Origin of the sequence: Polaromonas sp. CF318 (assembly GCF_000282655.1) — a bacterium.
In the GTDB taxonomy this organism is placed as follows: domain Bacteria; phylum Pseudomonadota; class Gammaproteobacteria; order Burkholderiales; family Burkholderiaceae_C; genus Polaromonas.
In genome coordinates this window covers 72189-83428 of record NZ_AKIV01000074.1, presented here as the reverse complement: position 1 = coordinate 83428, position 11240 = coordinate 72189, and the positions used below count along the sequence as shown (strand labels likewise).

The 11240-nt window shown below is 57.0% G+C and carries 10 protein-coding genes; 5 read left to right on the top strand and 5 right to left on the bottom strand.

Annotation, left to right across the window (positions count from 1 at the left end; genetic code table 11):
* Position 1 precedes the first annotated feature (1 nt).
* The 5 genes from PMI15_RS14375 (at position 2) to PMI15_RS14355 (ending at position 4786) form a co-directional block, all read left to right on the top strand.
* On the top strand, positions 2–889 hold the full coding sequence (locus PMI15_RS14375) for a glycosyltransferase family 2 protein (RefSeq protein ID WP_007870204.1): 888 nt from the start codon (positions 2–4) through the stop codon (positions 887–889).
* A 92-nt stretch (positions 890–981) separates the two neighbouring features.
* Positions 982–2079, top strand: a complete 1098-nt coding sequence (locus PMI15_RS14370) for a glycosyltransferase family 4 protein (protein ID WP_007870201.1) — start codon at positions 982–984, stop codon at positions 2077–2079.
* Positions 2076–2939, top strand: a complete 864-nt coding sequence (locus PMI15_RS14365) for an NAD-dependent epimerase/dehydratase family protein (protein ID WP_007870199.1) — start codon at positions 2076–2078, stop codon at positions 2937–2939. Before PMI15_RS14370 ends, PMI15_RS14365 begins: the two co-directional genes overlap by 4 nt.
* Positions 2936–3916, top strand: coding sequence for a glycosyltransferase (locus PMI15_RS14360; protein ID WP_007870196.1), 981 nt, complete (start codon positions 2936–2938; stop codon positions 3914–3916). Before PMI15_RS14365 ends, PMI15_RS14360 begins: the two co-directional genes overlap by 4 nt.
* Positions 3917–3988: 72 nt before the next feature.
* Complete coding sequence (locus tag PMI15_RS14355; RefSeq protein ID WP_007870194.1) at positions 3989–4786, top strand: methyltransferase domain-containing protein; 798 nt, start codon at positions 3989–3991, stop codon at positions 4784–4786.
* A 10-nt stretch (positions 4787–4796) separates the two neighbouring features.
* Here the strand turns inward: PMI15_RS14355 and PMI15_RS14350 are convergent, their stop codons facing one another.
* The 5 genes from PMI15_RS14350 to PMI15_RS14335 form a co-directional block, all read right to left on the bottom strand.
* Positions 4797–6653: a glycosyltransferase family 2 protein gene (locus tag PMI15_RS14350; RefSeq protein WP_238541127.1), complete on the bottom strand. Its 1857-nt coding sequence runs from the start codon at positions 6651–6653 to the stop codon at positions 4797–4799.
* Between the two features lie 223 nt (positions 6654–6876).
* Positions 6877–8040: a glycosyltransferase family 4 protein gene (locus PMI15_RS14345; protein ID WP_157214629.1), complete on the bottom strand. Its 1164-nt coding sequence runs from the start codon at positions 8038–8040 to the stop codon at positions 6877–6879.
* The gene (locus tag PMI15_RS24405; RefSeq protein WP_007870188.1) at positions 8037–8933 is read right to left on the bottom strand and encodes a glycosyltransferase family 2 protein; all 897 of its coding nucleotides are present in this window, start codon (positions 8931–8933) and stop codon (positions 8037–8039) included. Before PMI15_RS24405 ends, PMI15_RS14345 begins: the two co-directional genes overlap by 4 nt.
* Entirely contained in the window at positions 8911–10137 is a 1227-nt protein-coding gene (locus PMI15_RS14340) for a polysaccharide ABC transporter ATP-binding protein (RefSeq protein ID WP_007870187.1), read from the bottom strand. Before PMI15_RS14340 ends, PMI15_RS24405 begins: the two co-directional genes overlap by 23 nt.
* Complete coding sequence (locus PMI15_RS14335) at positions 10127–10936, bottom strand: ABC transporter permease (protein WP_007870185.1); 810 nt, start codon at positions 10934–10936, stop codon at positions 10127–10129. Before PMI15_RS14335 ends, PMI15_RS14340 begins: the two co-directional genes overlap by 11 nt.
* Positions 10937–11240 lie beyond the last annotated feature (304 nt).

Genomic DNA, 11240 nt, shown 5'->3' with positions numbered 1-11240 from the left:
AATGCCCCATACCGTCCCACTCTCCATCGTCCTTCCCGCCAGAAACGAAGCGACGGGTTTGCGGGATATCCTGCCTCGCATCCTGGCCGTGGTCCCTGGCGCTGAGGTGCTGGTGGTTGATGACGGCTCCACCGATGACACGCCCGCCGTGTGCGCCGAGCATCGGGTCAAACACCTGCGGCACCATTACGCCAAGGGCAATGGCGCGGCCATCAAGACCGGCGCCCGGGCGGCGCTTGGGGAGGTGATTGTTTTCATGGATGCCGACGGCCAGCACAAGCCCGAAGACATTCCCAGTTTGCTCGAGGAATTCAACAAGGGTTACGACATGGTGGTGGGCGCACGGCAGGCCGGCTCCCAGGCCGGCTTGCACCGTGCGGCGGCCAACGACGTTTTCAGCCGCTTCGCCAGCTGGATGGTCATGCAGCCGATTGCCGACCTTACCTCGGGATTCAGGGTGGTTCGCGCGGCCCGGTTTCGCCAGTTCCTCTATCTGCTGCCCAATGGCTTCTCGTACCCGACAACGATCACGATGAGTTTTTTCCGCGCCGGCTACGGCGTGGCGTATGTGCCTATCCATTCGCCGCGCAGAGCCAGCGGCACCAGCCATATCCATCCGCTGCGCGACGGCCTGCGTTTCCTGTTGATCATCATCAAGATCGGCACGCTTTTTTCGCCTCAAAAGCTTTTTCTCCCGATCAGTGCGGGCTTTTTCCTGACGGGGCTTGCTTATTATCTTTACACCTATATAACGGCGGGCCGGTTCACCAACATGAGTGCGCTGCTGTTCATCTCGGCGGTTTTCACGTTCCTGATAGGTATCGTTTCCGAGCAGATATCCGCATTGCATTACAAGAACATTGATACCAGCGACCGCGAAAGTGATTAGCATGGCCGCGGGATGCCCCGGCACCTGCTGTCCGTACCGTTGAATACTGGCTGGCTCCCATCGATCTAGAAAGTCATGGTTTGAACATTCTGATGAGCAGCACCTCCTACCCGGAAAGCCCTAAGGACTGGCGCGGCCGTTTCATCGCCAACCAGGCCGGCGCGCTGGCACGGCGCGGCGACGTTCGGCTTTCGCTGTGGGCGCCGCCGGGACAGTTGCCAGCCCATGTGGCCACCGCTACGACGCCGGCAGATGCACTTTGGCTTGCACGCTTGTCGAAACAAGGCGGCATCGCGCACCTGCTGCGCACCCGGAAGGCGCTCGCCGCCGGAACCATCCTGACCTTGCTGGCGCGCTTGGGCCGCACCTACCGCCGCCAGCCGGCCGACGTCGTCCATGTCAACTGGCTCCAGAATGCCTTGCCTTTGTGGGGCACCACAACGCCGGCGTTGATCACGGTGCTTGGCAGCGACTTTGGCCTGCTGCGCCTGCCCGGCATGAAAGTTTTGCTGCGCTCCGTGCTGCGGCAACGCCGCGCGATCCTGGCCCCCAATGCCGAGTGGATGCGGCCGGCGCTGGAGCAGGCCTTCGGCGATCTGGCTGAAATTCGCCCCATCGCCTTTGGCGTGGACGACCCCTGGTTTGAGGTGGTGCACCGGCCCGCTGCAGGCAATGCGCGGCAATGGCTGGCGGTGACCCGCCTGACCCGCGACAAGATCGGGGACCTGTTTGCCTGGGGCGAGGGTCTTTTCGACGGTGAACGGCAATTGCACTTGTTTGGCCCCATGCAGGAGATGCTCGAACTTCCTTCCTGGGTGCGTTACCACGGCCCGACGCATCCGGCCGATTTGCTTGAAAACTGGTTTCCCCAGGCCTGCGGATTGATCACCCTTAGCCGTCACGACGAGGGACGGCCGCAGGTGATGCTGGAAGCGATGGCTGCGGGCTTGCCGGTTCTTGCGTCCGACTTGCCGGCCCACCGCGACATGGTGCAACACCGCGTCACGGGGTGGCTTGCGGCCAGCCGTGACGAGCTGTCCCAGGGCCTGGACTGGCTCGAAGACCCTATGCATAACCGGGCAACAGGACAAGCGGCCCGTGATTGGGTCAAGGAAACGATAGGTACCTGGGACGGCTGCGCCGGCCGTTATGTGGCAGCCTACCAAAATCTTCTGGAGCGCAGCGCGTGAGGCGCGACGGCGTATTGCTGCTGGGCGGCGCGGGCTTTATCGGCAGCGCCCTTGCCGGACGCCTGCGGCGTGAGGAGAGGCCTGTGCATATCCTCGGCCGTCAGCAGGAAGCGCAGCTTGAGCAGCTGCTGCCTCAATGCGGCACGGTGGTGCACCTCGCCTGCTCCACCACGCCGGGCGCATCCGCCGCCAGCCCCGGCCGGGAACTGGGCAATCTCACCTTGACCTTGCGCCTGCTGGACTTGCTGAAAAGCCAGCCGCAGACACACCTGATCTTTTTTTCGTCGGGAGGGACGGTGTACGGCAACCCCCAAAACCTGCCCGTGACGGAGGATAGCCCGATAGCGCCGCTTTCCAACCACGGGGCAAGCAAGGCCTCACAAGAAGTTTTTTGCGGCGCATTGCGGGCCCGCGGCCATGCAGTCACCATTCTTCGCCCTTCGAATGCCTACGGTCCCGGGCAGACGGTGAAAAGCGGCTTTGGCTTGGTGCGCACCGTGCTTGAGCATGCCCGGCTGGGCACGCAGATGGAAATCTGGGGCGACGGTGAGAGTGTGCGCGACTTCATTCACGTCGACGACGTCGCTGAAGCGTGCGCGCGCCTGGTATCCCTGCGGGAAGATAGCGGAACTTACAACCTTGGCAGCGGCAAAGGGCACAGCGTCAACGAGGTGTTGCGTATCGCAGAGAACGTCGGCGGGCGCGAGGTGAAGAGAGCGTACCGCCCGGCTCGTACCGTGGATGTGCGCAACATCGTGCTGGACATTTCGTTGCTGCAAAGCCGCCTGTCCTGGACGCCGCGCATTCCCCTTGAAGAAGGAATCCAGGGAAGCTGGAAATGGCTATTGGACCAGCCATGAAATCACACACGGCGGAGAACGCAGTGTCACGGGCCGGGACAGAAGGAGTTCCTCTGCGGGAAGACGCCTGCGACGCGTCCCAGGGCCTGGTGTGCGCGGTCGTCGTCGCCTATTACCCCGACGAGGAATTCAAAACACGGCTTCGCGGCCTGCTGCCCCAGGTAGCGCGTGTGGTCGTTGTCGACAACACGCCGGCTGAAGGTGTCGTGCGCCAACTTGATTTACCGGGGGACGCAGCAAACATCCATCTGGTTTCAAACCGCGCCAATCTGGGTATTTCAGCGGCACTCAACCAGGGCCTTCACTATGCCTTGAGTGCCGGATGCAAATGGGCACTGACACTGGACCAGGACACCCAGTGCTTTCCGGATATGGTGAGCACGCTTCTTGGCGTGTCCCAAGCCTGCTCACTCGCGCCCGCCGTAATCGGGGGGAACTATCTGGATCCAAGGAGCAAGCATCCCAAGGTCCCAATCGGAGAGGCTGCGACCTTCCTGGTGCAAAAAACAGTCATCACGTCAGGCAGCCTTGTCGACGTGCGTCTTGCATTGGCGATAGGAGGATTCCGGGAAGACTATTTCATCGACCAGGTGGATCACGAGTTCTGCCTGCGGGCCCGGGCACATGGCCATCAAGTAATCATCAGTCGCAAGCCCGTCATGACGCACAGCGTCGGCGAATCCGGCGGTGTGCGGCTTCCCCTGTTGGGCGCACTTCCGAATCATCCGCCGGTGCGCAAGTACTACATTGCCCGCAATACGGTGGTCACGGTGATGACCTATTGGCGGCGAGAGCCCGATTGGTGCCTGCGGCGGCTGGCGCGCCTGCTGCTGGGGCTGGGAGGCATGGCTCTTCTGGAGAAGCAGGGCTTTGCCAAAGTCCGTGCATTCGCGGGTGGCATCGCGGACGGCTTGCGCGGGCGCATGGGTCCTTGTACGAGGGAATCCGTGCTGCGCCCTCGCTCCGGGATATCCTGACCTCATTCCACGCATGTTTTGGCTGCCAACCAATTCCCTCCTCCAGCCCTGAACTCCCCCGGTCGTAACGCCATGATTCGAAGAGCCATTCATATACTGCAATCGCGGGGAATCAGGAGCCTTGCGCGCGCGGCGATAGTTCGTGCGCGCAGCTTGTTGGCGAAACCATCCTCGCTGCTGCCGATTTACCAGGACAGGTTTATAGGCAAATCCGGAATCGAGATTGGCGGACCCAGCCAGGCCTTCTCACGAAGAGGCGTCTTTCCCGTTTACCCCATGGTTGGAACTCTCGACAACTGCAATTTCAGCGCAAGTACGGTGTGGGAAGGAACTCTCCAACAAGGGAAAACCTTTGTGTTTGATCCGGCAAAGCCCGCCGGCCAACAGTACCTTGCAGAAACCACGACTTTGAATGAGCTCCCATCGGAAACCTACGACTTTGTGCTGTCCTCTCACATGCTGGAGCACACCGCCAACCCCATACTCGCCCTGCTGGAGTGGAAGCGCTTGTTGGCCGATGGTGGAACCCTGGTGCTTTTGTTGCCCGACAGGCACCATACCTTTGACCACCGCCGCCCGGTGACAACACTGTCGCACCTGATAGATGACTTCAACGCCGGAATGGGAGAGGACGATCTGACGCATTTACCGGAAATCCTGGCGCTACACGACCTGGAGCGCGATCCCGATGCGGGTGACATGGAGGCCTTCAAGGCGCGTTCCCTGCGCAATGTGGAGAACCGATGTTTACACCATCATGTGTTTGATACGAGTCTAGCCCGTGAGCTTGTCGAACACGGCGGATTCAAGATCCATGCCGTGGAAGAGATAGGGCCTCATCACATCCTGTTGCTGGCTCAAAAGCGATAAATTGGTGTGCTCAAGTTCGGCGAACCTGACGTTGCCTGGCCCGAATCTTGGTGACGACTTTGATCGCTACGTAGTAGAAAATATTAAGCCACCGGCTTCTTACCAGTAAATTTCTTATTCGGGATTTCGGTATCACAACCGCATAGATATTGTCGGAGAGCTCGGTCGCGTACCTGATGACATCGGCAGGACTGAGAGAAACAATCATTTCCTCCTGCTTCCTTTGGGCTAGGGCGTAATACGCATCAAGTTGCAATTGCCGATCCCGGGATTTTTTTCGGTTCGCAGGTACTCGATAGAGAGAAGTTGCCTTTTCCACAAGCAAAAAATCGTGTCGAAGCGAGTAACGCGTCCACAAGTTCCAATCTTCCAGGTTCTCCATGGATTCATCGAAGCCGCCGTACTGTTCGTACAGGGCTCGCCGAAACAAAACCGCCTGAATGGACAAATAGTTGTGGTGCCACAGTATGGAACGAGAAAAGGGCTGCCGGTGGATGATGTCCTGCCTCGCTTCCTCGTAGTGCAGAGGACTCTGAGAATGAACTTCAGTTGGAACTTCATAAGCCAATGAGTACGTGGCGCCAAGGTCCGGTCGCGCCACCAGTTCAGCGATCAAGGTTTCAACATGTTCAGCAAAGAAAAGATCGTCGTCGTCGAGAAAAACCAGGAACTCCCCGGACGCCAACTCTAGCCCCGCATTGCCTGCTTTGCAGCGGCCCACCTTGGGCAATGCCCGGTAAACCACGGAAGCAAGTCGGCCGGTTCCGGCTACCTCCCTCAGGTAGGGTTCAGCCTCATCCGACCCGTCTTCCACCACGATCAATTCGATACTGGGATGGGTTTGGTTCAGCACCGAACCCACCGCTTCTCGCAGCCAGGCAAGCCTTCCCCGATACGTTCGCATCACGACGCTGACCAGAAGCGCAGAGGCTGGCGACTTCGGGTATGAATAAAATGCCCCTTCTCGCGCGCGCTCATAGTCCCAACCGGACAGAGGAAAAAGCTCCTTACTCTTTTTTCTCGAAAGAAGAAAGTAGGGGGCGTTGCGAATCATAGATAAGCCGTTGCGCAGCAGTCCATTCCAAAGGCGCGGAACAGGGGGGTGAAACAGGTACAGCGTGAGCTGCAAAAAGACCCCCATCAGAACTTGAGGAAGCGAGCCGTAGCGCAACCGAATATAGAAATTGGCGAGGGTGCTTCCGAAAAACTGAATAGGCTTTAACTGCCCTGGTGTTTCGTAGCTATAGTGCCAACAGACGGCTTTGGGGCAGTACTTAAGCTTATATCCGTGGTCGCGCAGACGGTAGGAGAGTTCCACATCCTCGCCGTACATAAACATGCGCTTCTCATAACCGCCAACCGCTCGGAGCGCCGATCGGCGGAAAAGTATGCAGGCACTTGAGGACCAGTGCGTTTCGAGACTGACGGGGTTGTACCACTTCGGATGCTCGAAAGGCTTTTGTCTGAACTCCCAGGATGCCACGTCCGGAGTGTCGGCCGCGGCCATGGAGACCACCTGCCGAAGTGAATCCGAAGAAAACTCCAGATCTACATTGGTGACGAGAAAATAAGCTGCGTTGCCTTGCTCCAGATTGTGGTTGTGCCCACGGCCAAAGCCAAGATTTTCTCCTGTGGTGATATGGAATTCCTGAAACAGCTTGCCATAAGACAAGGCCGCTTGGCGGCAGGCTGCGACGGTGTCATCGCTTGAATGATTGTCTCTGACAAACACTCTGATCCTGTCGAGCGGATAGTCCTGCTCGACGAGGCTTCCGAAAAAACCGGCTATCCATTTTGATGAGTTGTAAGTGACCGCCGACAGATCAATGATCGGCAGGCGATCGATAGTCTCGTGGTTTGGATGCATCATTGTGCGTAACCCATAGTTCCTTCTCGCCTCAACAACAGCCATTCAATATAAGACGCAAGCGAGCTATACGCCCCATATCCAATGATCGGCCGAGCTTCGACACGTCGGGTGAGCAGGCGTACCATGCGGCTGCAACTGGTGGCAAAGGCGCGGCCTCGATCTTCGCACGGCCGACTAATATAGCGTCTTCCGTCAGTCGTGATCGAGATTCGGGCGCTCGCTATTTGGCGCGTAGAAAAAGCTTGTTCCAGATAAATCGTAGCGGCTTTGTAATGCGCCACGAAACGGTGGATTTGATGCGCAACAGTTCTTTGTGGAATCCCGAAAGTTCCGCTTCTCGGCCGCGCAGTATTTTTACGAGTCGAATGTATTGCGCATGTTGCGTCAAAATCTGGCCGACATTGATCGTATTTTCCTTCTCCGAATACGCAATTCTGGGGTGGGTAAAAAGAGAAGCCAAGTTCTTTCGCAGGCTAAGGAACTTCTCGGCCAGCGTCATGTACGCATTGAGCCGGCCGAGGGCGTCGCGATATCCTGCCAGGACCTCATCTGCAATGGTTGCGGGAGTTTTCTTAAAAAATCCCCTGCCGGAGAAATTGTTCCGACTGGCAATGTCGAAGTTTGCTTCAGTCAACCAGCCGGGCCCGCCAAAATGATCGTAGCAATAGACGGGAATCTCCAATGCAAAACAATAGGGGACGGTTTTCCCGATGGTTATCACGGCGTCGTAGTTAAGCAGCAGGCTGGGACTCATCAGTGTCGGAGTGCCACCCGTGCCAATGTGCGTGATCGCCACTCCTTGGTTCTCAAGAAGAGCCCCTGCTTCCAGTACTTCGAGAGGTGGATGGTTGCTAATGATGGCTACCTGCCTCACGGAAGGGCTATTGACCTTGTTGCGCAGACCTCGGTAATTGCTGGGAACGGCATTGGGGAAAACGACAATTTGGCTTTCGTCTAATCCAAGGGTTTCTTTGATGTGGGTTTTATTCTCAATGGAATTGGCCAGCAACAGGTCGAATTTATCCCGGTAGGCGGGCACCGCTTCAAGCGGCTCAAAATGAGAGAGGCTGCAGAAAACGACAGTGCCTGCCTCGATCTTCTGTGTTAAAAAAACCTCATAAAAAACCGGCGCATGATGAATCCATGCCAAGTCGAACTTGATACCTTCAATAGCCGACGATTCAGTAAGCAAATCAACAATTCGAAAACCGCGGTTCTCAAATTCTGGTGCCATGGGATCGCCTGTCATCAAAGCCGCAACCAGAACCTCCCAGCCCATACCGCGCAGTTCGACAGCGAGCTCGAGCGTAAACACTTCCGAGCCTGCATAGCCGACCAGATTGTGAGTTGCGATAAGTGCGCGCTTGACAGGAGTGGCGTTCAATTGGGCGCAGGTCCGTCTTTATGGTCTTCTGAGGCCTCGGGGGCCGGCGGGCCTATCTGGACTGAATTGCCGAAAAGAGATGGTCCCCATTCGAACAATGGTCTCGCGAAATCGGACCGCGCATGTATCGCATGCCCTTTGCGAGCCAGCCATTTCTGTCCATAGGTCTCAGCCGGAAAATGTCGGACATAGTAGTCGCAGGTTTCTTCCCATTGTTCGACGGAAATGGCTTTTCCATAGTGCTGGCAGAAAAAATCCGTAGTGACTTGATCGACCCCGGTGGGCTCTCTGGAGTCAAGTCCTTCATATCGCACCGTCGGAAGGTTTCGCCACAACATCAAGATATCTCTTTGTTCGGGGCCGAAAAATCGTCGAAAGCCGAGCAAGCGCTGTCCCTGTCGAAAGGGGGCGTGATCGTCGGCTGTCATGTAAGCGTCGAACAGTCGGACCCGCACGCCATTGCATCGACTGGCAGGGGCGCTGCCAATGAATCCGCGCAAATCGCCTGTAATCCGTTCGTCGGCATCAAAACAAAGGGTCCAGTCGAAATTCAACTTTGAGCGCGCCAGCTGAAGCAAAAGTCCTCTGTGTCGTGTTTCGGCAGAAAGCCGTGCCACCGCGTCACTTTCCCACAAGGCATTTGCGACGACCATCGCAACTTTTGGGTGGCTTCGAAGGATCTCAAGCGTATCGTCGGTACTTGCGTCATCATAAGCAACAATCGCATCAACTTGTGCTCCGATGTAGTTCAGAGTGTCCCGAAGTATGAGGGATTCATTGCGAACCCGAGTGATTCCAATTAAGTCGTGTTTTCCCGATAGTAGCGCCTTGTTGCCGATCACGACGGTTTCGGACTTGCGCAGATGCCATTTACCAAAGCCAGGTATGCGCACAGGCGACCTCTCCTTCCCATCGAGGAATTCCCTTGTGGTTGAACTCATCCAAGACCTCAAATGAAGCGCACCTCTCAAACTCATCGTAAGCGAACATGGCGTCACGATCACAAACATTCGCTGAAACCCAATAGTGACCAGGCATAAATCCGATATTGGGCAAACAAAGGCTAATGTCTTGCGCTGTGCCGGAGAGAAAAATATTGTCCCGGAGAGTGTTAAAAATTGCGATCAATTTGCCTTGATCATTGTGGATTTGCACCCCCAGGCCAAATTCAGCCGGCGCCGGTTTTAACCCGGAAAAGCGCAACGAAAAGCGCAGTGCCAAACTCCCGCCGACATCCAGTCGCCTGTTTTCCACTTCGGCCTTTGCGATGGAGATGATCTTGCCTTGCCTTGACGGAAAATCGTCCCGATTCTCTTGAGGGGCGGGGAGGGAGTCTCTCGTCTGATTTTGTCTACGGACATCTTGATTGATCCGCTCCTGATAGGCAGCACAAACTTGGGAAGCCTCGCCGCTTTGCATCACCGTTCCGTCATCCAGCCAGATCGCCCGTTGGCAAAAGTTTCTGACTGCGGGCATGGCATGGGTCACGAGAAGAATGGTGGTTCCGGCGCTTTGCAAGCTTTTCATCCGCGAGATGGATCGCTCCTGAAATTCCATGTCTCCCACGGCCAAAGCCTCATCCACAATCAGGACGTCCGGGTCAACGTTGACAGCTACTGCGAACGCGAGCCGGACAAACATGCCGCTGGAATAAATCCTTACAGGCTGATCAATAAACTCTCCTATATCTGCGAACCCGGCAATTTCGTTAAAGCGTTCATCTATTTCGGAACGCTTGAGGCCCATCACCGCACCCTGGAAATAAACGTTTTCCCGTCCTGTGAACTCCGGATTGAAACCCGCTCCCAACTCCAGCAACGCCGAAACTCGTCCATTCGTTTGGACTGAGCCCAAGGTCGGTTTCAGAATTCCGCAGATCAACTGCAGCAGCGTGCTTTTTCCAGATCCATTGCGGCCAATGATGCCGACCGTTTCCCCTTTCCTGATCTCAAAAGAGACATCTTTCAGCGCGGTAAATTCGCGGTGAAAACGCATCCGGCCGAAGGTGAGCGCCTGCTTGATCCGGTCACCAGGGTGACCGAAGATGCGGTAAGTCTTGGTCAGGTTCTTGACGGAAATGGCGACATCAGAGTGCATCGGCGAACTCCTCCCGGCTGTGCTGGAAGAAGGCGTAGCCCAGCACCGACACAAGCAGGCAAAAACCGAGCGCCATGGTCCATGCGTTCCAGTCAATGGCCTGCCCGGTGACGACAGCGCGTGAGGCTTCGATGACTATGCCCAGGGGGTTGTAGTGGTAAACGGGGCGCAAGGCGGCCGGTACCGCACTCATCGGATAAAAGACCGGTGACAGAAACATCAGCATTTGCACAAACACCGGCAGGATCTGGGTCATGTCCTTGATGAATACGCCCCAGGCCGCCACAAACCACGAGAGTCCCAGGGCCAGCAGCACAACTGGAAGCAGCAGAAGCGGGAAGAGCACGATCTGGCCGTGCAGGCCGCCCACCCATGCCAGCGCTGCCACAAGGATCAGGAAGTTGAACGTGCCGTGGACCAGGGCGGCCCCCAGCGGAACAACCGGCAGGATATCCACGGGAAAGATGATCTTCTTCACAAAGCTGGGATAGCCGCGTACGGATGCCGGCGCACGGGAGACGGTTTCGGCGAAGACATTAAAAGTGATCAGGCCGCTGTAGAGCAGCAACCAGAACGGCAGGCCGCTATCTTGCTGGGGCCAGCGCGTCTGGAAGACCTCGCCGAAGATGAAGGCAAAGATCGCCAGCATCAGCAATGGGCTGAGGAAAATCCACAACACCCCGAACATCGCGCCTCTGTAGCGCAACAGCACATCCCGTTTGATGAGCTGGCCGAGCAGGTAGCGGTGGCGCCAGATATCGGAAATGATCCGAAGAGGGTTGAAAACATCCGAGCTCATGGTCTGGCAAGCGCTCCAGCGGCTAAGGTAGCAAGCCCGGCTCGAGGGAGCTTGGATCGCGCTTGTTCACGGGGGGTGTGCATGGTTTTCGGTGATGGATGGCGGTACCGGCGCGAAAAGCCTTGTTCTTACATGGTTCCAAGGCGTAACGGCACGATGCTAACGCATGAGAGCCTGAAAAGTCGCTGCTGTTGCGCTTCGAATGTCTTGCCGGTGCAAGCCGGCGGACCGGCGGCTGGGGATTGGCCTGATTGCCTGCTTGCCATTTGCCCGTGCCGATGCAAATTCCCAGTCCCCGGATCAG